This is a genomic window from Ornithinimicrobium cavernae (genome assembly GCF_003121625.1).
Lineage (GTDB): Bacteria > Actinomycetota > Actinomycetes > Actinomycetales > Dermatophilaceae > Ornithinicoccus > Ornithinicoccus cavernae.
Map to the genome: position 1 here is coordinate 42,902 of NZ_QDDJ01000019.1, position 24,330 is coordinate 67,231.

The window sequence follows — 24,330 nt, forward strand, 5'->3', positions numbered from 1 at the left end:
TGCGGGAACGAGGAGCTGGGCGGCACTGCGTGCAGTGCGGTCACACGAGCAGGGCGACTCCGGCAAGCCCCAGGTAGACGACGCCCGTCACGATCGCGGTGCGCCGCCGGGAGGCGGCTGAGGCGGTGAACCGGCCCGCCAGCCCGCCTGCCGCGAGCGCGTAGGCGCTGTCGTTGACCACTGCCAACCCGAGGTAGCAGGCGCCCAGCACGAGGACCTGCCCGGCGACCGGGCCGCGGTCGGGGTCGACGAACTGGGGCAGGACCGCGAGGAAGAACAGGGCCGTGCCCGGGTTGAGCAGGTCGATCAGGAGGCCGTCCCGGAAGAGCTGGAAGGTGGACGGGCGGCTGCTGACGGTGCCCGCAGCGGTCTGGCCCGCCGCTCCCCGCGCGGTCCGGAAGCGGTCGAGGGCCAGGCACAGCAGGTAGGCGGCACCCGCCCACTGCAGGAGACGAAACCCGGTGGGCCAGGCGGCGAGCAGGGTGGCCAGTCCGGCGACGGTCGCGACCAGGTGCAGCAGGGAGCCGGCCTCGAGGCCGGCCACGGACACCAGACCAGCCCTGCGGCCGAACTCGACCCCGCGGGCCGTGATGTAGACGACCGACGGTCCTGGGACCGCCACCAGGACGGCGGCAGCAAGGGTGAAGGTCACGAGGGTGGTGGTGCTCGGCATGGGCTCCCCCCGGAGACGGTGCGGCTGGTGTGCTGACGGCGCGGACGCTAGGACGGGGCACTGCCCGATCGCTGTTAAACCACTGTCAGGGGGGCGTTCGGGCCTGGCATGCTCGGTGACCTGGGACGATCGGACGACGGACCGAGGGGTGTCATGGACGAACTCGTCATCCGGCTGCTCGGTGGGGTGCTGGCCCAACGACAGACGGTGCCGCTGCCTCTGGGCGGACGCCGCGTCCGTGCCCTCCTGGCGGTGCTCGCCCTGTCTGCCGGGCGCACTCTCCCGGTCGACGTTCTCGCGGCACGGGTGTGGGACGAGGACGAGCGTCCGGCCCGCCCCCGGCCTGCCCTCCAGACGCTGGTCGCGCGGCTGCGCCAGGTCCTCGGCGCGGGGGCCGTGGTCACCGAACCGACGGGCTACCGGCTCCACGTGCCCCGCGAACAGGTGGACGTCCTGGCGCTGGTGGACGCCTTCGACCGGGCCGCCGCCGCGACCTCCCCGGCGCAGGAACGGCGGTTGCTGACCGAGGCCCTGGACCGGTGGGACGCCGCCCCCTTCGGGGAGGAGCTCTCCGAGTGGCTGAGTCGGCACGAGACACCGCGTCTGGTGGGGGCCCAGCTGCGGGCCCTCGAGCGCCGGGTCGACCTGGACCTGGAGGCAGGTCAGCACGACCGGTGTGCGGTCGAGCTGCGCTCGCTCATCCATGAGCATCCCCTGCGGGAGACGCTGTGGGTCCGGTTGCTGCGCGTGCTGTGGGCGGACGGTCACCCGGCGGACGCGCTGGAGGCCTACGAGCAGGTCCGCCTCAGGCTGGCGAACGAGCTCGGCGTGGACCCGTCGCCGGCGCTGCAGGAGCTCCATCAGCTCCTGCTGAAGGGGGACCTGCCGGGGCATGCGGCAGACCGCACGCCGGTCCGCACGGTCCCTCGGCAGCTCCCGTCGGACGTGCCGGGGTTCACCGGCCGCGCACCGGAGCTGGAGCAGCTGGACGCGCTGCTGCTCGGGGCTGATCCGGACTCCCGACTGGTGACGGTGCACGGTCCGGGTGGCAGCGGCAAGACCAGCCTGGCGCTGCACTGGGCAAACCGGTCCGCGGACCGCTTCCCGGACGGGCAGCTCTTCCTCAATCTCCGAGGCTTCGGCCGGGGGCCGACCGTACCCGTTCCGCTGGCTCTGGAGCTGCTGCTGCGGGGGGTGGGCGTGCACGGCAGTGACATCCCGGAGAGCGTGGAGGAGCGGGGAGCGCGACTGCGCAGCGAGCTGGCCGATCGCCGGATGCTGATTGTGCTGGACAACGCGGAGAGCGCCGAGCAGGTCCGCCCGATGCTCCCGGGCGGACCGAGCGCGGTGATCGTCACGAGCCGCAACCAGTTGCGGGGCCTCACGGCCATCGAGGGTGCCGTTCCCCTGACCGTCGGGTCGATGAGTCCACCGGAAGCGGTCGCGCTCGTGCGTCGGCGGCTCCGGGGCCCCAGCCCTCCGGACGAACGGATCGCGGAGGTCGCGGAGCTCTGCGGCAACCTGCCGATCGCGCTGGTGGTCGCGGGCGAGCGGGTGGCACGCGAGGGCGAGGGCGCGGTCAGTGCCCTGATCGAGCGACTCCGGGACGACCGGGCCAGGCTCGGCCTGCTGAGCCGCGGTCCGGACCCCCTCACCGACGTCCGCGGCGTCTTTGCCACGACCTACGACTCCCTGGAACCGGACGGGGCGGCGATGTTCCGCCTGCTGGCCCTGCACCCGCTGGCGCCGATCAGCACGGGCGCCGCGGCGGCCCTCTGGGGCGTCGGACCCGGCGAGGCGGAGCAGGCTCTGGATGGACTGGTGGAGCTCCACCTGCTGCGGCTCCTCCGGCCCGGCTGGTTCGACCTGCACGACCTGGCCCGCGACTACGCGGCCGAGGCCCTGCGGGTGGAGCACGACGGCACGGAGGAGGCCGCGGCCCGCCGCCGTCTGCACAGCTGGTACCGGCACTCCTCCGAAGCGGCGTGCCTGGCGCTGGGCCGGTACCCGGCGCTCATCGAGGTCGGGCCACTGGAGCGGGACATCACCCCCGAGACCTTCACGGGCGCACGACGCGCGCAGGCGTGGTTCGCCGGACACCGGCGCTCGCTGACGCAGACGATCCACCGTGCAGTCGAGGAGGGAGACCACGCGCTGGTGTGCCAGCTGGTGCCCCGGGTGAGCTATTACCTGTCCCTGCTCGAGGTGCGCCCCGAGGAGCTGGCGCTCGACACCATCGCACTCGACAGCGCGCAGCTCCTCGGCACGGACGAAGCGATTGCCGGGGCCGCGAACAACCTCGGCATCGCCTATGGCCGACAACGGCGCACGGCGGAGGCGAGGGAGTGCTTCGAGCTGAGCATCCGGCACGCCGAGTCAGCCGACCACTGGTTGAGTGCCTCCCGCGCCCGCAGCAACATCGCGCTGCTGTATGACCAGGCTGGCCGCCACGATGAGGCCGTCGAGGAGTTCACTCGTCTGCTCCGTGCGATGGCCGAGCGAGGGGCCGACCGCAGGGAGATGCTGGCGACCCTCAGCAACCTGGCCAACGCGCACCTGCACGGTGGACGCCCGCACGACGCGCTCGCGAGGGCCCAGGAGTGCCGACGCCTCGCCCGGCAGCTGGGGGTGACCGCATCGGAGGCACTGGCCATGGACGGTGTCGGCAGTGCCCTGCTCGCGCTGGACGACCCGGACGGAGCGTGCCGTGCGTTCGCGGAGGCGGTCGAGCTGTACCGCGCGGTCGGAAACGTGGCCGGTGAGACGCGGGCGCTCTACGAGCTCGGCGGGGCCGAGCGCGCCGCCGGTCGGGAGGACCATGGGCGCTGGGCACTCACCCGCTGCCTCCGACTCATCGAGGAGGTGGAGAGCGCTGGCGGGTCGGTCTCGGAACGTGGCGCGGTGGAGCAGCTCCTCGCGCAGCGCTAGTCGGTCCGGCACACGTAGGTGCGCCGTGCCGGGCTCAGAGCCAGCCGCGCTCCTGCGCGGTGCGCGCGGCCTCGACGCGGGTGGCGGTCCCCGTCTTCCCGATCGCCGAGGACAGGTAGTTGCGGACGGTGCCCTGGGACAGGTGGACCCGCGCGGCGATGGACGAGACGGTGCCGCCGGCGATCGCCTCCCGCAGGACCTGCCGCTCCCGGTCGGTCAACGGGTTCGGACCGCCCAGCAGCGACTCGGTGGCGAGGGCCGGGTCGACGACGCGCAGGCCGGCGTGGACCCGGCGGACGGCCTCGGCCAGCTCCCGGGCCGGGGTGTCCTTGACCACGAAGCCGCTCGCGCCGGCGTCCAGCGCGCGCCGCAGGTAGCCCGGCCGACCGAACGTCGTGACGATCAGCACCCGCACCCCGGGCACCTGCTCGCGAAGCTGGGCGGTCGCCTCGATGCCGTCGGCACCAGGCATCTCGATGTCGAGCAGGCACACGTCCGGCCCAGAGCTCCGGGCGACATCGACCACCTCGTCGCCGCGGCCGACCTCGGCCACGACCGTGAGGTCCGGCTCCAGGTTGAGAAGGGCCGCGAGGGCGCCGCGGACCAGTGCCTGGTCGTCGGCGAGGAGCACCCTGATCGGGTGTGCGGAGGTGGGGATACGGCTGTCGGTCACAGGGATACCTCCAGGACGGTGCCACCGGAGGGTCCCGGCGTGAGGGTGAGGGTCCCGTCGGCGGCAGCGACCCGTTCCCGGATCCCACGCAGCCCGTTGCCCTCCTTGCGGCCGGTGGTCCCGCGCCCGTTGTCGATGACGCGCAGGCGACCAGACTCCAGCTCGACCGTGCACAGGGTGGCGCCGCTGTGCCGGACGACGTTGGTGACCGCCTCACGGAGCGCCCAGGCCAGCAGCACGCGGTGGCGCGGGTCGACCGCCCCCAGGTTGTCGGGCAGCTCCGCCCTGATCCCCGCGCCGGACAGGGCTGCCTCCGCCGCGGCGACCTCGTCGGCGAGGCTGGCCACGCGCAGCCCGGCGACGGTGGCCCGGATCTCGGCGAGGGCGGCGCGGCTCAGGGACTGGATCTGGTCCAGCTCGTCCCGCGCCCGGTCCGGGTCGGACTCGATCAACCGCTGGGCGAGCTCTGCCTTGACCGTGACGACGGTCAGGCTGTGTCCGAGCACGTCGTGCACGTCGCGGGCGACCCGGTCCCGCTCCGCAGCAAGCGCCAGCTCGGCCGCCGCAGCACGGGCCAGGCCTCCGCGCTGCTCCAGCACCCGGACCAGACCGGTGGAGATCGCGACGAGGGCCACGATGAGCGTGAAGAACCAGTTCTCGCCGAACGAGCCGTCCAGGAGCGGTGCGGCGACGCACAGGAGGATCCCCAGGGTGGCGACGGCAAGGGCCCACGCGAGCGGCAGACAGAACATCGAGAGGGCGATGATGTAGGGCACGTGCGACAGGACGCCGACGCCCAGCAGCGGGACGAGGGCCAGGGCGAGCACGGTCATCACGGCCAGGTGGCCGATGCCGGTGCGCATCACCTGCTGCCACGTGTCGCTGTTGCCGACCCGCAGGAAGCCCCGGATGTAGACCGCCCCGAAGGCGACGATCCCGCCGATCCCGGCCACGCGCCATACCGGGTGCAGGTCAGAGGTCGCCAGGGCGACGACGGGGAACACGAGGAAGACCAGCCAGATCGCGCCCATGAGCCAGCCGAACCGGTCCCACGGGTCCACTGTCGAGGTGGCCGTGCCGGGGCTGGGGGTCATGGACCGAGCCTGCCCCATCGGCACTGGGGACGTCACGTCCGGGCGTCATCCGCGGCGAGTGACACCCGTCACGAGCTGGACCGCCTGTGCGCTGGCGGGCACCCGAGCCGAGCGCGAGCAGGCCCAACCGCACGGCGCGGTCTGGGTGACGTCTCCAGGGCCTCTGTAGTCACATCAGCACCACCTGTCACACAGAGAGGGGTGACAGGTAAAGATTTGGCGACCGGAGCCCCAGAGATTCGACGCCTGCGGTAGTCAAGCACCGTCTCCGGAGCATAGAGTCGCTGGCAGTTGTCTGAAGTCACCGTGAGAGGGAGCAGGATCAGTCATGACCGTAGGGGGCACTCCGGGGCGTGACGGGGCGCGGCACGCCGCGGGCCGGCACCGGGAGTTTCGGCGTGGGGCGATCGCGGTGCTGGAGGCGGCACTCGCGATCTCGATGACCCAGTTCCCGGTGTGGGCCGAGGGGGAGCCCGGGGGCTCCGAGGCACCGGCCGACCCAGGCGCACCTCCTGAGCAGGGGGCCCCGCCCGAGGAGGGCACCGCTCCGGAGGACCCGGGCACCCCGCCGGGGCAGGGCAGCACCCCGCCAGCGGACGGCGGCGGCCTGCGCTACGGCGGCCGCTCGCTGGGGCCGGCGCCCCTGGAGACGCTGCCGGCCGACCCGGCATACCCGGTCCCGGAGCCCCCGACCAACGAGTTCCTGCCCAAGGGTGTCGAGCTGCCCGAGGAGGTAGATGAAGCGGGCGTCTTCCAGTCCAACGTCATCTGCGACCCCGTGGCCAAGCCCGGAGTCATCGCCGTCGCCAACCTGCTCGGTGAGCACTACGACCGCCCCGCGCACTCGCTCTCCCGCTCCTGCATCGACCAGCGCTCGGAGCACTACGACGGCAGGGCGGTCGACTGGACGCTCAACGCCAACGACCCGCACGACCGTCGCATCGGTGATGCTGCCGTCACCTGGCTGACCGACAACGACGGTGAGGTGGCCCGGCGACTGGGCATCCAGTCGATCATCTGGAACCACCGTGCCTGGCACGCCAGCGACACGACCTGGCGCGCCTATGTCGGGCAGAGCGCGCACACCGACCACGTGCACATCTCCCTCAACTGGGACGGTGCCTTCATGCGCACCTCCTGGTGGACCGGCGTCGCGGTGACCGCCGAGAATGCCGACCAGGGCCCCTGCGCGGTGATCGGTGGCGCCTATGCCGCCCTGCCCCAGGCGCCGCGGACGGAGGCCTGCGCCCCGGCCGAGTTCTGGCCCGAGGACACCGGCTACGCCACCGTGCGACCGGGCGGCCAGGGTGAGGGCGTCGGCCTCGTCCAGCCACTGCTCGACGTGGAGCAGACGGGTGTCCTCGACGACGCGACCCGTGAGGCCCTGCTGGTCTGGCAGGGTGAGCAGGGCGTGCCACAGACCGGCGTGCTGGACCAGCTGACGTATGCCGCGGCGCTGGGTCAGGAGCTCCCCGAGCTCCCCGAGGGGGCACTGGCCGTCGACCGGTCCGAGGCCCTGACCACCGAGTTCACGCCGGTGAGGCGTCAGGTCCTCACCGAGGGTGACACCGGTGAGGCGGTCAAGGTGCTGCAGGACGCCCTCGGGGTGGACGGCGACGGCATCTTCGGCCCGCTGACCGCTGCGGCCCTGACCGAGTTCGCCGAGGAGCAGCCGCTGCTGCCGGATGACCTCACCGCGACGGACACCCTGGTGTGGCACCTGCTCGAGCAGGAGGCCTACCCCCACCTGGCCCTGCGCACGACCGAGCTGGAGATCGAGGACACCGGCCACGCGGTCGAGGTGCTGCAGGAGCTGCTGGGCGTCGAGGGCGACGGGATCTTCGGACCGATCACCCAGCAGGCCGTGCTGGACGCGCAGGCTGCTGCTGAGCTGGAGCAGACCGGGGTCGTCGACGCGGCGACCTGGAAGGCGATCGATGAGGCCGCCACCGCCCGCGCGGAGGCCGAGGCCGAGGCGGCCAGGGCTGCAGAGGCGAAGGCCAAGGCGGACGCGGAGGCTGAGGCCGCGAGGGTGAAGGCGGCGCTGTCGCCTGGTGCGGGTGCCCCCGACGGGGCGGTCGACGACAGGCTCTCCGCGAGCCCCGTGCGCTGAGGCCGGTGGCACCCCGCGCGCTGGTCCGGGAACCGAGCCCGCGGCTGGCCGAGGGGCTGGTCACCCACGTCGAGCGCAGTGACACCGTCGATCCCGTTCGTGCGGTCCGGCAGTGGGAGGCCTACCGCGCCGCGCTGGCGGAGGCGGGCTTTGCCGTCACGGAGGTCAGCCCGGCCCCCGAGCACCCCGACAGCGTCTTCGTCGAGGACGCCCTGCTGGTCGTCCAGGACCTCGCGGTGGTCACCGCGCCGGGGGCGAGGGAGCGCCGCGACGAGGTCAACGGCACCCGGGTCGCAGCGCGCATGCTCGGTCTGGAGACCGTCGAGCTGGTGCACGGCCACCGCGGGGAGCACGACGAGCCGGTCAGGCTGGACGGCGGTGACGTCCTCAAGATCGGCACCACCTGCTACGTCGGGGTCGGTGGCCGGACCACCCGGGCCGGTGCCGACGCGCTGGGCCGGCTGCTCGCCGACCTCGGCTGGGTCGTGGTGCCGGTGCCGGTCCGGCAGACCCTGCACCTGAAGAGCCAGGTCACCGCCCTGCCGGACGGCACCGTCGTGGGCTACCCACCGCGGGTGGACGAGGTGGCCCGGTGGTCGCCGTTCCTCCCGGTGCCCGAGCCCGAGGGCGCGCACGTAGTGGTGCTGGACGAGCAGACCGTGCTGATGTCCGACGCGGCACCCCGCTCGGCCGAGCTGTTCGCGGAGCGTGGCCTGTCCGTGGTCGCCCTCGACGTGAGTGAGTTCGTGAAGCTGGAGGGCTGTGTGACCTGCCTGTCCGTGCGGCTCCACCCCTACGACTGACCGGGCGAGGTTCGGAAGAGGGGTCTACGGCGCCGTGCTACGGACGGACTTATCGCTTCTGAGCGTGGGAACGTCCGAGGGATCTTCTCGGAACGGCGTCCTTCCGCACGTGACGGATCGCCTGATATTCACCAACACGTGACCGGGTGCAGCCCTGGCATAGCCCTCAGTGAGGAGGGCGAGGGCCACTTCGGTTTGGCCGCGGGGATGACGGTGATGGTCGGGTCGTGGTCCAAGAGAGTCTCTGCCTAGGTCCGCGGCCTTGCGGCCGCAACTCTCGGTGTGGGAGGGCTCGATGAGTCGGCGGCTCTTGTGAGCCGTGTTCCCTTGACGTCAGCTGAGAGGCATGTTAAGAATACACTCACTGTATCCAGTCAACGAATACAGTGGGTCGACACACATCGAGCAAGTGGACAAGGTGGTCCAGATGACGCAGCGAACCGGTAGCGGTGGCTCAGCCCGGCAGGCGGCCGTGACGACTCTGCGTGAGTGGATCTTGGAGGGCAGGCTCCTTCCGGGTGCCCGTCTGGTCCAGGAACAGTTGGCCGCAGGCCTTGGACTGTCTCGGATTCCCGTGCGCGAGGCCCTGAGGACGCTCGAGGCCGAGGGGCTCGTGGTGCACCAGGAGTCGGGGGGATTCTTCGTCGCTCGCATCGACGTCCAGACGCTGGAAAACATCCAGCGGGTCCGGGAGCTGCTCGAGGCCGAAGCCGTGCGGCAGGCGGGAGCGGCAGGACGCCTTGGCCCCGAACTTGCCGAGGCGACGCGCCTGATCCAAGAGCAACTTACGGCAGATCCTTTGACCGACATCAGCAGGGTCGCCGGCCTAACTCGCAGCCTGCACTTCACACTCCTGGGCGCCTGCGAGAACCCGATCATCCTACGAATCCTCGGAAACCTGTGGGACTCGACCGACGCCTGGCGGACGATCTACTACGGATTCATCTTTGCGGTTGACGCAAAACATAGGGAGATCGTCTTCGCCGATCATGAAAAGCTCATCGAGCTGATCCGCGCCGCCGAGACCGAAAAGATCATCCGACTCCTTGACAACATGCGTTCGCGCGGGATCTCTGCGGTCGAGAAGGCGGTCGCCGCCCATCAGGCACGACCTCAGTGGCAAGCACAACAAGTAGTCCGCGCGCTGCAGGATCAGAATGACTAACCCTCCACGGAAGGCGGAACCCATGCGCTGTACGACAAAGAAGGATCGGCGTCTAACGTACCCTCTTGCGGCCACAACAGCCTTTTGCATGATGTTGACCGCATGTTCGTCGACGAACGATGAGGCAGGAGCAGACACGCCAATCACAATCCGCGTTGCCCACGGCTACTTTAATGACTCTGTGGAGCACGAGGTGCTCGAGGAAACAGCGGACAGCATCCGGGAGCGGACTGATGGACAGCTTGACTTGTCGGTCTTCTCGGATAACCAGTTGGGGACAAACGCTGACGTCGTTGAACAAGCGGTTTCCGGCGGAGATCTCATTGTGTTCGTGGATGCCTCTGGGGCGGCTGAGCAGGGAGTGCCAGAGATGGGCATCTTGAGCGGCCCTTGGCTCTTCGATGACGTCGAGCAGGCAAACGAGTTCAGTAAGTCCGAGCTCTTTGGCGAGTGGACTGAAACTCTTGCCTCCGAGGCTAACTTGCGCATTCTGGCGCTCAACTGGTTCGATGCTCCGAGAGATATCATCGGGAATGCGCCATACACGACACCCGAGTCTCTCAATGGGACCAAGCTGCGGTTACCCCCACTGGACGCCTGGGTTCAAACGTTTTCCCCACTCGGGGTCACTCCGACCAACTTGACATACGGCGAGACATATGGCGCTCTCCAGCAGGGAGTGGTCGACGGGGCGGAGTCTTCTCCCAACGCCATCTACGCCGCCAAGTGGCACGAAGTAGCCAAGCATCTCACTCGGACCGGACATATCCGTCCGTGGCTCGGTTACGCCATGGGGAACGACGCGTTCATGAACCTCAGCAAGGAGCACCAGCAGATCCTGGTGGAAGAGTTTCAAGCCGCTGGTGAGGAAGCCGCTCAGCGCCACGCGGACCTGACTGAAGAGAACATTCAGGCCATGAAGGACGGCGGCGTCCAGGTGCACGAGATCGACGTAGCCGCGTTTCGGGAGATCGCAGAGGAGTTCTACGCCAACTCTCCAAACTGGGAGCCGGGCCTGGTCGACGAGGTCCGGGCAGCAGCCGGAGACTCATGAGCGGGCAGTGCCGAGGTGTCCAGTGGGCGCTCGGTCCCTCACTCACGAGAAGATCCGAAGGAGGAAGCCATGACCCGACTCGTTCGCACCGTTGAGGACGACATTCCAGCAGTTCTGCTTGCCTTCATGGTTTGCCTGCTGTCAGCAGATGTCGTCGGTCGATACGCCTTCGACCACCCGATCCGTTGGGCGGCAGAAATTGCTCAGATCTGCTTCATCTGGCTGGTCTACCTAGCCTCCATCGGTGTGATGCGCCGGCGGCGGCATGTCACTATCGATATCCTGCATCAGCACGTCAGCGGGCGATACCGGGCGATCCTCGACGCAGTCACAGCTCTCGTGGTTGGCACGGTGCTCACGATGCTGACGTGGCAGGCGTCCCTCTTCGTCGCCACAACGCACTTTACCGATCTCCCCGCGACGGGTCTCTCACGGCGCTACGTGGGAGCTGCGGTGCTTGTGGCTGCGGCAGGCATGTTGTTCCACGCGACCCTCCAACTCGTGCAGGCGCTCAGGGGAGTGGCCGGCCGCTCCTACTCGGGGGACAGGGAGACGTTTGGCGAGCACGATGAACTCGAGCTGGGTATCGGGGCCGCCGAGCGAGGGACGGTTTCATCGTGATCTTCCTGATGGTCCTTGTGTTGCTTGCGCTCATTGCGGTCGGAGTACCCATCGCCTTCGCGATGCTAGCGACGTCACTGACCTACTTCTTCATCACACCTAGCCTCGAGACGATCGTCGCTCAACGAATGATCACGGCACTGGACTCATTTCCCCTCATGGCTGTGCCCTTCTTCGTCCTCGTCGGAACGATCATGGCGCGCGGCGGCATCGCCGAGCGGCTCATCGGCTTTGCTGACACCCTGGTCGGTCACTTCAGGGGTGGTTTGGCCCAGGTCAACGTCCTGAACAGCGTCATGGTCGGCGGGATGTCGGGGTCTGCCAGCGCCGACGCGGCGATCGACAGCAAGGTCCTTGTTCCGGTCATGCGCAGGAAGGGCTACACCAACGGGTTCGCCAGTGCCCTGACGGCCACGTCGAGCATCTTCTCGCCGCTCCTTCCGCCGAGCATCAGCCTCATCATCTACGGCGTTATGGCCAACGTCTCCATCGGTGACCTCTTCGTCGCCGGCATCGGTGTGGCCGCTGTGCTCGCCATCCTCATGATGACGACGGTCTACCTGATGGCACGGCGCCACGGGTTCGCGCCGTCCCGGCCACACCGCGCATCATTGCGCGAGATCGGACAAGGTGCCCGAGTTGCTGCGCTGGCACTTCTCATGCCGGTTCTGCTGCTCGTCGGCCTGCGGATGGGCATCTTCACCCCGACGGAGCTCGGCGCGGTCGCTGTCATCTACGTCCTCATCGTTGCGCTCTTCGGCTACCGAGAGATCACATGGCGGGACCTGCCCTCCATCCTGCGTGAGGCGGCCCTGACAACCGCCATGATCATGCTCATCGTCGCTGCGGCAGGCGCTTTCGGCCTCATGGTCTCCTACGAAAGGATCCCTGAGACACTGCAGGGCATACTCTCTGCCGCATCGGTTTCCCCCATCGTGTTCATGTTCGCCGTTTGCGCCCTCCTGCTGTTCCTTGGAACATTCATGGAGGGACTGTCCCTGATGATCATTCTGATTCCGGTCCTGGCTCCGATCGGCGCTGGCCTGGGTATCGATCCGGTGCACTTCGGCCTCGTTCTCGTGCTGACGTTCAGCATCGGCGGTGTCACGCCACCGGTCGGGACCGTGACCTTCACCGTCGCGGCGATTACCGGAGTCCGAATAGGGGAGTTCACTCGCGCCTTCCTGCCATTCTTCGCAGGACTTGTCCTGTGTTTGTTGTTGATCATTCTCTTTCCGCCGCTGACCACCGCTCTTCCTTCGTGGTTTGGTGCGAACTAACCCGTCGGACCGACGACAGGAGGACTCCCATGTCATCTAACGATCCCCTGCTTCAGCCGTTCCAACTGAAGCACCTCACCTTGCGCAACCGGATTGTGAGCACGTCTCACGAGCCGGCGTACGGTGAGGACGGGATGCCGAAGGATCGTTATCGGCTCTACCACCTGGAGAAGGCTCGTGGCGGGTGCGCGCTCACCATGATCGGCACGTCGATGGTCTCACCAGACAGCCCGTCGTCCTTTGGTAGCAACCTCGTCCTTCACCGAAACGAGGTCGTCGACTGGCTCGGCAAGCTCGCCGAGGACGTGCACTCCGAGGGGGCGGCAGTCATGATCCAGGTGACCCACCTGGGTCGCCGCACGAGTCACTACACAGGCGAGTGGCTACCTGCGCTGGCCCCGTCCGCCATCGCCGAGCCATTCCACCGCGCCGTGCCGAAGGTGGCGGAGGACTGGGATCTTGAGCGAGTCATCGCCGACTACGCATCGGCAGCCTCGCGCTGCCAGGAAGCGGGCTTGGACGGTATCGAGATCGAGTCCTACGGCCACCTGTTCGACGGCTTCCTCTCCCCGCTCACCAATCACCGTGACGACCAATGGGGCGGCGACCCCCAGGCTCGGCTCGAGTTCCCGCGCGCCGTTGTTCGGGCGATCCGTTCGGCGGTCGGAGAAGAGTTCATCGTGGGCCTGCGGATGGCGGTTGACGAGGGGCATCCGGATGGCCTGCAGCCGGATGACGGGCTCGCTGCAGCGAGGACGCTGATCGGTGAAGGAATCGACTTCCTGAGCGTCATCAAGGGAACGATCGCAGACGATGAGGGGCTGGCGGCAGTGATCCCGCCCATGGGCACACCGTCGGCACCGTTCCTAGACTTTGCCGGCCTGGTCAAGCGGTCACTCGACGTGCCGGTCATGCATGCCGCACGTATCGCGGACGTTGAGACCGCCCGCCATGCAGTCCAGGAAGGACTGGTCGACCTCGTCGGGATGACCAGGGCGCAGATGGCAGACCCGCACCTCGTCCGCAAGATCTCCGATGGACGAGCCGACCGGATACGTCCCTGTGTGGGAGCCACCTACTGTCTCGACGCACTGCACCGCACTGGCGACAGCAAGTGCATCCACAACGTCGCCACGGGTCGGGAGGCGACCATTCCCCACGTCGTACCGCGCAGCGATACACCTGGGCGTCGTTGCGTGGTCGTGGGAGCTGGACCGGGCGGCCTCGAGGCCGCCCGGATCCTGGGCGAACGAGGACACGATGTCATCGTCCTCGAAGCCAACACGGAGCCCGGTGGGCAACTGACCATCGCAGCGCGGTCCACCCGTCGTAGAGACCTCATCGGGATTGTTGACTGGCGGGTCGCAGAACTAGCACACCTGGGAGTTGAGCTCCGGTGCGGAGTCCTGGCAGAGAAGACGGACATCCTTGCCCTCGACCCGGAGATCGTCGTCGTGGCGACTGGCGGGTTGCCGAACGCGACGTCCCTCCGGCAGGGACAGGACCTGGTCGACGACACGTGGGACGTCATGTCCGGTGGCAGCCGAATCACAGGCCAGGTCCTGCTCTTCGACGCTATCGGCGGTCACGCCGGCCTAGATGCTGCGGAGAAGCTCCTCGACCAGGGGGCGAGACTCGAGTACGTGACCGGCGGGCGCACCATCGCACCCGAAGTCGGTCCCCTCACCTCACCTGGGTACCTGCGGAACTTCGCAGAGAAGGACGTCCGGGTAACCCTCGGGCACCGCCTGACAGAAGTGAGTCGGGCAGCCGATGGTCTGCTGATGGCAACGTTGGAAAACGAGTACAACGGGCCGGGACTGCAGCGCCTAGTCGATCACGTGGTCGTCGAGCAAGGAACATCGCCGAATGACGACCTCTACGAGGCGCTGAAGCCGCACTCGTTGAACAACGGAGTCCTGGACCAGGCGGCCTTCGTCGAGCTGCGTCCCCAGACGCTGGAACGCAACCCCGCGGGAGGCTTCCAGCTCTTCCGGATCGGTGACGCTGTGGCAAGTAGAAACGTGCATGCAGCCATGTATGACGCAGTCCGCCTCTGTATGCCGATCTGAACAAGCGGCGGATAACCGCCGTGCACACCCTGAAGACGAGGAGAGACAAAAGTGGAGTACGTGAAGCTGGGTAGAACAGGTCTGGACGTGTCCCGAGTCGTGCTGGGATGCATGACTTATGGCGACCCGAAGGCTGCTACGCATGACTGGGCTCTGGACCTGGATGCAAGCCGCCCCTTCTTCAAGCAGGCAATCGAAGCCGGCATCAATTTCTTCGACACGGCGAACGTGTATTCCGGAGGCGCCAGCGAAGAGGTCGTCGGCACACTACTAAACGAGTTCGCGCGACGCGAGGAAGTTGTCATCGCCACCAAGGTGCACGCCCCGATGCGTCCTGGACCAAATGGTGGTGGCCTGTCCCGCAAGGCCATCATGACAGAGATCGACAACAGCCTCCGCCGACTGGGCACCGACTACATCGACCTCTATCAGATCCACCGGTGGGACCCAACCACCCCGATCGAGGAAACGCTCGAGGCGCTGCACGACGTCGTCAAAGCTGGGAAGGCGAGGTATATCGGGGCGTCATCGATGTTCGCCTGGCAGTTCGCCAAAGCGCTCTACCTGGCCGATAGGCACGGCTGGACCCGCTTTTCGAGCATGCAGCCGCACTACAACCTCCTCTACCGCGAGGAGGAGCGGGAGATGATCCCTCTGTGCCAGGACCAGGGGATCGCTGTCATCCCGTGGAGCCCGTTGGCACGCGGGCGTGTCGCCAAGCCGTTCCACGCGGACAGCAACCGGAGTCGGCTGGACCCCTTCAGTCACTCGTTGTACGTCGCCGAGGACGAGCAGATCATCGACGAGGTTGAGGCCATCGCCGCCGCGCGGGGGATCCCTATGGCCCAAGTTGCCCTGGCATGGGTGGCGACCCGCCCGGGCATCACGGCACCTATCGTCGGCGCGACCAAGCCCCAGCACATCCACGATGCTGTGGCAGCCCTGAACGTCCAGCTCGCGGAGGACGAGGTTCAGCGCTTAGAGAAGCACTACACGCCGCGCTCGCTGTCTGGATTCAGTCGATGAGCTCCCCGGGAGGCCCCATCGCAGCAGGAGATGACTGAGGCAGTGCCCAATCTGCTCCTCGGCATCGACCTCGGCACCGGCAGCAGCAAGGGCGTGCTCACCACGCCCACCGGCGAGGTGATGGCTCAAGCGACGCGACACCACGACATGTCGCTGCCGCGCCCAGGCTGGGCCGAGTTCGACGCAGAGGGTGTGTGGTGGGCCGACGTCGTGGCCCTCTGTCAGGAACTCCTGGCGCAGACGAGCGGTGCAGAGGTCGCCGCCGTCTGCGTCAGCGGCGTCGGGCCATGCCTGCTGCTCTGTGAGGGTGACAAGCCGGTTCGGCCGGCGATCCTTTACGGGATCGACCTCCGCGCTACCGCCGAGATTGAGGAGCTGACGGAACGGTTCGGACACGACGCCATCCTCAGACGCTGCGGAAAGTTGCTGTCAACCCAGGCAGTAGGGCCCAAGATGCTGTGGGCCAGCCGACATGAGCCCGAAAACTTCAGGCGTGCCAACCGTTGGTACGGCTCAAGTTCGTTCGCGGTCTCGCGCCTCACCGGCGAGTACGTCATGGACCACCACACGGCGAGCCAGTGCGACCCGCTATACGACATCCGTCGCTCGTCCTGGGCGACGGATTGGGCGACCGACGTTGCCGAGCATCTCCAGATGCCTCGTCTGGCGTGGCCAGGTGAGACGGCAGGCACTGTGACGGAGGAGGCCGCTGCACAGACAGGTTTGCGCAGAGGAACACCGGTAATGACGGGAACCATCGATGCCTGGGCGGAGGCGTGGAGCGCCGGTGTGCGGAACCCGGGCGACCTGATGGTGATGTACGGCTCGACGATGTTCATGATTCACGTTCCCGACGTGCCTCGCGTCCACCCGCTGCTCTGGCAGACGAACGGCGTGGAACCGGGACAGCAGACCATGGCTGCGGGGATGGGGACATCAGGCAGTCTCACCGCCTGGGTGCGGCGTCTCACGGGCGATGTCCCATTTGACCAGCTTGCCTACGAAGCCGGTCAGGTGCCTCCGGGGGCCGAGGGTCTGCTTGTGCTGCCGTACTTCGCGGGTGAGCGAACTCCCGTCTTTGACGCAAAGGCACGCGGCGTCATCGCAGGTCTGACCCTGCGTCATGGTCGAGGGCACCTTTACCGGGCAGCCTACGAAGGTGTGGGCTACGGCGTTCGACAGATCCTCGAGGTCATGCAGGACGGTGGTGACTATGTGCGACGTGCCGTGGCGGTCGGCGGTGGTACGACGGCACGACTGTGGACGCAGATCGTCAGCGATGTCTGCGGACTCGAGCAGGAGGTGCCTGCGCAGACTATCGGTGCGAGCTACGGCGATGCCCTGCTGGCGGCGACGGGGGTCGGCCTCGTGCCGCCTGGCACCAACTGGGCCACAGTTGCTGAGCGGGTCATCCCCGACGGGTCTACCCACGAACGGTACGAGGAAATGTTCAACCTCTACGCGCAGCTCTACCCGTCGACCAAGCACATCGTGAACGAGCTAACTCCCTGAGGGAGTCGCACGACAACCCACGCCGAAGGGCTGGAGTCGCGAGGGCTGAATCTCACCGGAAGGCGGCGTGGCCCGTCAGTGCCTGACCGATCACCAGCTGGTGGACCTCGGAGGTGCCCTCGTAGGTGAGGACGGACTCCAGGTTGTTGGCGTGGCGCAGGATGGGGAACTCCAGGGTGATCCCGGCCGCGCCGAGCACCGTGCGGCACTCGCGGGCGATCGCGATCGCCTCGCGGACGTTGTTGAGCTTGCCCAGGCTGACCTGCTGGGGAGAGAGCAGTCCCTCGTCCTTGAGCCTCCCCAGGTGCAGTGCCAGCAACATGCCCTTGCCCAGCTCCAGGGCCATGTCGGCGAACTTGGCCTGGGTCAGCTGGTAGGAGGACAGGGCACGCGCGAAGATCTCCCGGCCCTGTGCGTAGTCGATCGCCGTCTCCAGGCAGTCCCGGGCCGCGCCGAGCGCGCCGAACACGATCCCGAAGCGGGCCTCGTTCAGGCAGGAGAGCGGCCCGGACAAACCCTTGGCCCCGGGCAGGACCGCCGAGTCGGGGAGGCGGACGTTGTCGAGCACCAGCTCACTGGTCACGGAGGCGCGCAGCGACAGCTTGCGGGTGATCTCGGGTGCGGAGAAGCCCGGGGTGTCCGTGGGCACGACGAAGCCTCGGACGCCGTCGTCGGTCTGTGCCCACACGACGGCCACGTCGGCCACCGAGCCGTTGGTGATCCACATCTTGGTGCCCTGCAGCACCCAGTCGGACCCGTCGCGGGTCGCCCGGGTGCGCATGTCCGCCGGGTTCGACCCGAAGTCGGGCTCGGTGAGGCCGAAGCAGCCGATCGCCTCACCGGCTGCCATGCGAGGCAGCCACTCCTGCTTCTGCTCCTCCGAGCCGTGCTTCCAGATCGCGAACATGGCGAGGGACCCCTGGACGCTGACCAGGGAGCGCAGTCCGGAGTCACCGGCCTCGAGCTCCAGACAGGCCAGGCCGTATGCCGTGGCGCTGGTGCCCGCGCAGCCATACCCCTCGAGGTGCATGCCGAGCAGGCCGAGTCGGCCCAGCTCCGGGGCGATCTCACGCGCGGGCATCGTGCCGGTCTCGAACCAGGCGCCGATCTCGGGCCTGATGCGGTCGTCGACGAAGCGGCGCACCGTGGCCTGCATGGCCCGGTCCTCCTCGGAGACGAGGTGATCCGTGGCAAAGAGCTCCAGGGGTCGGGTGGGGGTCTGCGTCCGGGGCATCCGGGTCTCCGTCCGAAGTGGTGGTCTGCGGGTGTCGTGCGTTGGTGCGGCTAAACCTAACAGCGTTCGGTAAGGTTGTCAGCCCCCGGTCGGTGGTGCCACCCGCCCGCCCCGGAGAAGGAGGAGCTGACCATGGCCCGCCCGCCCAGTGCGCTGCTGAGTCGCGACAGGATCCGGGACGCCGCCCTCACCCTGATCGACGAGGAGGGCCTGCCGGCGCTGTCCATGCGGCGGCTGGCCGAGGTGCTCGGGGTGCGCGCTGCGTCGCTGTACGGCCACTACGACACCAAGAGCGCGGTCCTCGACGCCGTGACCAACCTCCTGGTCGCCGACGTGGACACCACGGGCTTCGAGCACGGCTGGCGCCGGGGACTGCTGGTGTGGGCACGGTCCTACCGCGCCGCGTTGCACGCCCACCCCAACGCCGTGCCGCTCATCGCGTCGGGCACGCAGCAGCGCACCGAGTTCCTCGCCATGGCCGACGCCGTCCACGGCGGCCTGCTGCGCGCGGGGTGGTCGCCCCGCCGGGCCACCGAGATCTCCGGGGCGGTCAAGTACCTGGTGATCGGGGCGGCCTCCACCCCCTTCGCCTCGGGGTTCGCTGACGACGTGCAGGTCTACCTGGACCGCTACCCGCACCTGACGCAGGCGCACCGGCTCAGGGACCAGGCCGAGCGGATCGACCGCGACAGCTTCGAGCTCGGCATCCGCAGCCTGATCCGGGGCCTGGAGCCGGAAGCGCCGGACAGCGATAAGGATCGCTAACGGCGGCCCCCGAGACGCGAGCCCTGGCAGGCCTGGCCAAGGGTGGCGCTGGCGCCCACGATGGAGCGCACATGCCCGAACGGTCCAAGGGAGCAGCCGCGGTGAGTGACGTGTTCGACCTCGTTGATGAGTGGGGTCCGGAGAAGGTTGTCTGCGTGTCCGATCGACGCACCGGCATGAAGGGCGTCCTGGTCATCGACAACACCGCGCGCGGCATGGGCAAGGGGGGCACCCGGATGCGCGTGGACCTGAGCGTCGGCGAGGTGGCGCGGCTCGCCCGGGCCATGACGTGGAAGTGGGCCGCCGTCGACCTGTTCTTCGGTGGTGCCAAGGCGGGTCTCGTGGGGGACCCCCGCTCGGGCGACAAGGAGGCCGTCCTGCGCGCCTTCGCCAGGGCGCTGCGGAACGAGGTCCCGGAGGAGTACGTCTTCGGGCTGGACGTGGGCCTCACCGAGCGGGACGCGGCGATCCTGATGGATGAGCTGGGCGACCGCGGTGCCGCCGTGGGGCTGCCCAGCGCGCTGGGCGGGCTGCCCTACGACCAGCTCGGGGTGACCGGTTTCGGTGTGGCCGAGGCCGCCGACGCCGCGGCTGCGACCCTCGGCGTCCCGATGGCCGGTGCCCGGGTCGCCGTGCAGGGCTTCGGCGCGGTCGGGCAGGCCGCGACCCAACGGCTCTCGGAGCTCGGTGCGGTGGTGGTCGCGGTCGCCACCGCGACCGGCACCGTCACCGACCCCGATGGCCTGGACGTGGCGAAGCTCGTGGAGCTGCGCGGTGAGCACGGCGACGACTGTGTCACCGCCTACGGAGCGGTGACCGACCCCGCCGCGGTCCTCGAGGTCGACGCCGACATCCTGGTCCCCGCGGCCCTGCAGGACGTCATCGACCAGGACCTCGCCCGGCGCATCACGCCCTCGCTCATCGTCGAGGGTGCCAACCTCCCCACCACCCCCGAGGCCCGGCAGATCCTGCACGAGCGCGGTGTCGCCGTGGTGCCGGACTTCATCGCCAACGCCGGTGGGGTGGTCGCGGCCGCCCACTCGATGGACGCCCGGCGGTCCGCCTTCACCGTGGATCCCGCGGGGGTCCTGGAGATGATCTCGACCAAGATGCGGGCCAACGCCACCACCGTGCTCGAGGAGGGCGCCCGGCGCGGGGTGCATACCCACGAGGCGGCCCGGCTCCTGGCGCAGGCGCGCGTGCGGGAGGCCATGCAGCTGCGGGGACAGCTGGTCCGCTGAGCTCTCCTTACAACCGAAGGAGACAGCCCTCCGTCCACGAAGGAGACCGTGATGTCGATCCTGGTCCTGAACGAGCGCGAGGTGCGCGAGGTCCTCACCGTGCCGCTGGCGGTGGAGTCGCAGCGGGAGGCCTTCCGGGCCCTGGGCGGCGGCCAGGCGGTGCTCCCACCACGGTTGCTCGTGCCGGGGACCGGCCCTGACGTCTCCTTCTGCTACGCCGCACGGATCCGTCCGGACGGGCCAGCGGTCAGCAAGTTCGGCAGCGTCAACCCGGGCAACAGCAGCCGCGGCCTCCCCGCGATCCACGCGGTCATCGTGGTCCTCGATGAGACGACCGGCAGGCCGGCAGCCTTCATGGACGGCACCAGCATCACCGAGATCCGCACCGCTGCGGCCTCCGCGGTCGCCGCCGAGGCGCTGGCCGGGACCGCGCAGACGCTGGCAGTCATCGGCGTCGGCACCCAGGGCGTCGCGCACGTCCGGGCCCTGCACCACACCCACGCGCTGCGCCAGGTGCGGCTGTGGGGGCCACGCGCCGAGCACACCGCACAGGTGGCTGCCGATCTCGGCGCCGAGACCGGGGTGGACGTGAGCGGGGCGCCCTCGGCCGAGGAAGCCGTCCGTGACGCCGACCTGGTCATCACCTGCACCACGAGCGCGACACCGGTCCTCGAGCGGTCCTGGCTGGCTCCGGGGGCGACGCTCATCAGCGTCGGCTCGTTCGCCCCCGACCGGCACGAGTACGACCAGGACGTGCTGGAGCGGGCGGATGTCATCGTCGTGGACGACCTGGAGACGGCGCGCACGGACGCCGGGCCGGTCGCCCGGGCGCTGGCCGAGGGCCTGCTCAGCGATGACCAGGTCTGCACCCTGGGCCAGGTGCTCGTCGGGGACGCCCCCGGTCGGACCACTGCGGACCAGCTGGTGGTCTACACCACGGTCGGCCTGGGTGCCCAGGACGCCGCGGCAGCAGCCGCCCTGCTGCCGGCCGCCCGCGAGGCCGGGCTCGGGCACCTCATGCCGTGGGGAGACTGACGCCCGGAGCGCTGTCGGCCAGCGTCGCCGCAGCACGGTGCAGGGCCTGCACCATGCTGCGCCACGCACCCTCCGTCGTGGCGGGTGCACGCACAGCCATCACCTCACGGTGCGCACCGTGGTCCGCGAGCCGCAGCCCCACCACCCCGCTCTGCGGGGTGTGACCGAGGGCCGGGACCAGCGCGATCCCCATCCCGGCGCGGACCAGCCCGCCTGCCGTGGCGTAGTTGTTGGTGCGGTAGACGATGTCGGGCAGGAAGCCGGCGTTGGCGCACAGCCGGCGCATCATGGCGGCCCCGGGCGTGCCGAGCCGCGGCGTGATCCAGGTCTCCTGCTCCAGCTGGTCCATGGTGATGGACGCCGAGCCGCCCAGCAGGGCGTGGTCGGTCGGCATGAGGACGATGAGGTCCTCCACCAGCAGCCGCTCGGTGCGGAAGCCCCGCGGGTGCCGTCGGGGCACCAGGCCGTAGCGGTACATGATCGCCACGTCGAGCTCCCGGGCCGTCAGCAGCGGCGTCAGCTCGGACTCCTCGCCCTCGTCGAGGCGGACCTGGACGTCGGGGCGCTCCTGACGGAACAGGGACAGGGCCTCCGGGAGGAGGCGCTCGCTGGCCGTGGGGAAGCTCCCCAGCCGGAGCCGGCCCGTGCCACCCTCGCGGAGCAGGGCGATGTCGTCCTCCAGGGCCTGGAGCCGTCCCAGCACGTCGAGGGAGCGCTCTCCGATGAAGTGCGCGGCCGGGGTGGCCCGCACGCCCTGGCTCTCCCGCTCGAACAACGTGGTGCCCACCTGGCGCTCCAGCGCCGTGATCTGTTGGGACACCGCGGACCCGGTGTAGCTGAGCTGACGTGCGGCGTCGGCGAACGACCCGGTGCGCAGCACGGTGTGCAGGGTGCGGAGGTGCACGGGATTGAGCATGGGGCAGGTTACCTCCCGGCCCCCTGACGACCAGGCAAGGTTAAGGACCTCTTATGCCACCCCGACCAATCCTGCGCCTCGATGCCTTTCGCCGGCGCGGTCAGCCGGGCAGGGTGACTGGGGACCGGGCATCGCGGCCCGGTCCGCATCGACTCAAGGAGGCGTCGTGACACAGCGGCAGGTCGACCGGCCCATCACGGTCGGACCGTTCACTCTCCCCGGGAGGGTGTACCTGCCTGCCCACCAGCCGGGGCTGGCGTCCAACGGCCAGGTCACGGACCGGTATGTCGCGTACCACCGGGAGCGGGCCCGTGCCGGTGCCGCCATGCAGGTGACCGGAGCCACCCCGATCGCACCGTCGGTGGAGTGGGCGGACATCTGCCTGTGGAACATCGACGAGTCCATCGTCCCCGGCTACCAGCGTCTCGGGGAGGCCGTGCGCGCCGAGGGCGGCCGGATGATCGCCCAGCTCGCCCACCCCGGTCCGACCGAGTTCGAGGGCGTGGAGGTCATCGGGCCCTCCCGTGACTTCTCGGAGGTGAGCCGGCAGGTCGCCGTTGCCGCGACCCCGGACCAGCTGGAGCGGATCGTCGGGGAGTACGCACGGGCCGCGGACCGGTGCCGTCGGGGTGAGCTCGACGGGGTCGAGATCAGCATGGCGCACGGCCTGCTGCTGGCCGCCTTCCTCTCGCCCCTCACCAATCACCGCGACGACGAGTTCGGTGGCGACCTCGAGCGCCGCCTCACCTTCCCCGTCCAGGTGCTGGACGCGGTGCGGGAGGCGATCGGACCGGACCTGGTCCTGGGCGTCCGGCTCGGGGCCGACGACCTGGTACCCGGCGGTCTGGAGCCGGAGGAGGCGGGCCGGATCGCGGCCGCCCTGGAGGACCGGGTCGACTACCTCAGCATCATGGTGGGCAACAACAACCGGCTGGAGGCCCGCACCCGGCACTGGCCGCCGACGCCCGCCCGGCCGGGCCTGTTCCGCGATGTCGTCCGCACCGTGAAGCAGCACGTCAGCTCCGTGCCCGTCGCTGCCGTGGGTCGCATCCTCACCCTGGACCTCGCCGAGGACCTCATCGCCTCCGGGGACGCCGACCTGGTGGGCATGGTGCGTGCCCAGATCGCCGACCCCGAGCTGCTGCCCCTGTCCCGCGCGGGGCGCACGGCGGACGTCCGCCCCTGCATCGGTGCCAGCGTCTGCGTGAACTCCCTGATGCTGCGCAAGCCGCTCACCTGCCTGGTGAACCCGGACGTCGCCGACTCCGGTGCGCTCACCGCCGCCCCCAGGCTGGACGGGCAGAGCGCCGTCGTCGTCGGTGGAGGACCCGGGGGCCTGGAGGCTGCGCGCCGGTTGGCCGTCCGGGGCGCCCGCGTGACGCTCCTCGAGCGGTCCCTGGTGCTCGGTGGCCGGATGGCCCAGTGGGGCAGGGCGCCGAGCAGGCGGGAGTTCACCAAGTGGCTGCGGTGGCAGCAGCGCCAGCTACAGGAGCTCGGCGTCGACGTCCGGCTCGGTGTCGCGGCGGACGCCACGCGCGTGACCGCCCTCGCGCCGGACACCGTCGTCCTGGCGACCGGTGCCCCGGCCGCGCCGGTCGCCCTCCCCGGCGACGGCAGCGTCGAGGTGCTGACCCCGGACACCGCCTTCGACGAGGGCGCCGTGTCCGGACGCGTCCTGGTCCACGACGGCGTGGGAGAGCTGGACGGGGCCCTCATCGCCGACTACCTCGCCTCGACCGGCGCCGAGGTGGTGCTGACCACCCCCCGGATCCACGTCGGCGAGGGGGAGGGCATCAACACCCTGGTCCCGATGCTCCGGCACCTGGCCGAGCAGGGGATCCCGACGATCGAGCGGGTCCGGCCCGTGCGGGCCGAGAACGGAGAGGTGGTGCTCGACGGGGTCTTCGGCGGCCCCGCCACGCGGGTGCCGGCCGACGTCGTCGTCGCCTGGGCCGGCGGCGACCCGGACACCTCCCTGCGCGCGGAGCTGCGCTCGGCCGGCCTCGACCCCCTGCTCATCGGTGACCTCCTGAGACCCCGCCGCGTCGCGGACGCCACCGCCGACGCCAAGAACGCCACCGATGCCCTGCGACCCACACCCGCCCAGGTGCCCTGAGACCTGATG

At 69.3% G+C, this 24,330-nt stretch carries 19 protein-coding genes; 14 read left to right on the forward strand and 5 right to left on the reverse strand.

Annotation, left to right across the window (positions count from 1 at the left end):
• Nucleotides 1–40: 40 nt before the first annotated feature.
• Nucleotides 41–673 (reverse strand): LysE family translocator, encoded by a 633-nt coding sequence (locus DA085_RS18995; protein ID WP_109474565.1) that lies wholly within the window; start codon nt 671–673, stop codon nt 41–43.
• 153 nt (nt 674–826) lie between these two features.
• On the opposite strand from DA085_RS18995, the gene DA085_RS19000 reads away from it, so the two are divergent.
• Nucleotides 827–3,601, forward strand: a complete 2,775-nt coding sequence (locus tag DA085_RS19000; protein WP_161958566.1) for an AfsR/SARP family transcriptional regulator — start codon at nt 827–829, stop codon at nt 3,599–3,601.
• A gap of 34 nt (nt 3,602–3,635) precedes the next feature.
• Here DA085_RS19000 and DA085_RS19005 read toward each other — a convergent pair whose 3' ends face one another.
• Nucleotides 3,636–4,274 (reverse strand): response regulator transcription factor, encoded by a 639-nt coding sequence (locus tag DA085_RS19005; RefSeq protein WP_237565613.1) that lies wholly within the window; start codon nt 4,272–4,274, stop codon nt 3,636–3,638.
• Complete coding sequence (locus DA085_RS19010; protein WP_237565614.1) at nt 4,271–5,368, reverse strand: sensor histidine kinase; 1,098 nt, start codon at nt 5,366–5,368, stop codon at nt 4,271–4,273. Before DA085_RS19010 ends, DA085_RS19005 begins: the two co-directional genes overlap by 4 nt.
• 328 nt (nt 5,369–5,696) lie before the next feature.
• On the opposite strand from DA085_RS19010, the gene DA085_RS21435 reads away from it, so the two are divergent.
• The 9 genes from DA085_RS21435 to DA085_RS19055 all read left to right on the forward strand — a co-directional run bounded on the left by DA085_RS21435 (nt 5,697) and on the right by DA085_RS19055 (nt 17,014).
• On the forward strand, nt 5,697–7,481 hold the full coding sequence (locus DA085_RS21435) for a peptidoglycan-binding protein (protein WP_154402257.1): 1,785 nt from the start codon (nt 5,697–5,699) through the stop codon (nt 7,479–7,481).
• Between the two features lie 5 nt (nt 7,482–7,486).
• Nucleotides 7,487–8,284 carry a dimethylargininase gene (gene ddaH, locus DA085_RS19020; RefSeq protein WP_109474569.1) on the forward strand — a complete coding sequence of 266 codons (798 nt, stop codon included), beginning with the start codon at nt 7,487–7,489 and terminating at the stop codon, nt 8,282–8,284.
• Between the two features lie 427 nt (nt 8,285–8,711).
• A complete protein-coding gene (locus tag DA085_RS19025) occupies nt 8,712–9,449 on the forward strand; it encodes a GntR family transcriptional regulator (protein WP_161958567.1) in 738 nt (245 codons plus the stop codon).
• 91 nt (nt 9,450–9,540) lie between these two features.
• A complete protein-coding gene (gene dctP, locus DA085_RS19030; protein ID WP_272914505.1) occupies nt 9,541–10,503 on the forward strand; it encodes a TRAP transporter substrate-binding protein DctP in 963 nt (320 codons plus the stop codon).
• Nucleotides 10,504–10,572: 69 nt separating this feature from the next.
• On the forward strand, nt 10,573–11,124 hold the full coding sequence (locus DA085_RS19035; RefSeq protein ID WP_109474572.1) for a TRAP transporter small permease: 552 nt from the start codon (nt 10,573–10,575) through the stop codon (nt 11,122–11,124).
• Nucleotides 11,121–12,404, forward strand: coding sequence for a TRAP transporter large permease (locus tag DA085_RS19040; protein ID WP_202619325.1), 1,284 nt, complete (start codon nt 11,121–11,123; stop codon nt 12,402–12,404). Before DA085_RS19035 ends, DA085_RS19040 begins: the two co-directional genes overlap by 4 nt.
• 29 nt (nt 12,405–12,433) lie before the next feature.
• Complete coding sequence (locus DA085_RS19045) at nt 12,434–14,476, forward strand: oxidoreductase (protein ID WP_109474573.1); 2,043 nt, start codon at nt 12,434–12,436, stop codon at nt 14,474–14,476.
• 51 nt (nt 14,477–14,527) lie between these two features.
• Entirely contained in the window at nt 14,528–15,502 is a 975-nt protein-coding gene (locus DA085_RS19050) for an aldo/keto reductase (protein ID WP_109474574.1), read from the forward strand.
• A gap of 30 nt (nt 15,503–15,532) precedes the next feature.
• Complete coding sequence (locus tag DA085_RS19055) at nt 15,533–17,014, forward strand: FGGY-family carbohydrate kinase (RefSeq protein ID WP_109474575.1); 1,482 nt, start codon at nt 15,533–15,535, stop codon at nt 17,012–17,014.
• 52 nt (nt 17,015–17,066) lie between these two features.
• Here DA085_RS19055 and DA085_RS19060 read toward each other — a convergent pair whose 3' ends face one another.
• On the reverse strand, nt 17,067–18,248 hold the full coding sequence (locus DA085_RS19060; RefSeq protein WP_109474576.1) for an acyl-CoA dehydrogenase family protein: 1,182 nt from the start codon (nt 18,246–18,248) through the stop codon (nt 17,067–17,069).
• A gap of 132 nt (nt 18,249–18,380) precedes the next feature.
• On the opposite strand from DA085_RS19060, the gene DA085_RS19065 reads away from it, so the two are divergent.
• From DA085_RS19065 to DA085_RS19075, 3 genes are all read left to right on the forward strand, one after another.
• On the forward strand, nt 18,381–19,013 hold the full coding sequence (locus DA085_RS19065) for a TetR/AcrR family transcriptional regulator (RefSeq protein WP_109474577.1): 633 nt from the start codon (nt 18,381–18,383) through the stop codon (nt 19,011–19,013).
• Between the two features lie 71 nt (nt 19,014–19,084).
• Nucleotides 19,085–20,254 carry a Glu/Leu/Phe/Val family dehydrogenase gene (locus tag DA085_RS19070; protein ID WP_237565615.1) on the forward strand — a complete coding sequence of 390 codons (1,170 nt, stop codon included), beginning with the start codon at nt 19,085–19,087 and terminating at the stop codon, nt 20,252–20,254.
• Nucleotides 20,255–20,305: 51 nt separating this feature from the next.
• Nucleotides 20,306–21,289, forward strand: coding sequence for an ornithine cyclodeaminase family protein (locus tag DA085_RS19075; protein ID WP_109474578.1), 984 nt, complete (start codon nt 20,306–20,308; stop codon nt 21,287–21,289).
• On the opposite strand, the gene DA085_RS19080 is transcribed toward DA085_RS19075, so the two are convergent.
• Complete coding sequence (locus DA085_RS19080; RefSeq protein WP_161958569.1) at nt 21,270–22,193, reverse strand: LysR family transcriptional regulator; 924 nt, start codon at nt 22,191–22,193, stop codon at nt 21,270–21,272. The genes DA085_RS19075 and DA085_RS19080 overlap by 20 nt on opposite strands.
• A 178-nt stretch (nt 22,194–22,371) precedes the next feature.
• Between DA085_RS19080 and DA085_RS19085 the strand changes: the two genes are divergently transcribed.
• Complete coding sequence (locus DA085_RS19085) at nt 22,372–24,321, forward strand: oxidoreductase (RefSeq protein WP_161958570.1); 1,950 nt, start codon at nt 22,372–22,374, stop codon at nt 24,319–24,321.
• Nucleotides 24,322–24,330 lie beyond the last annotated feature (9 nt).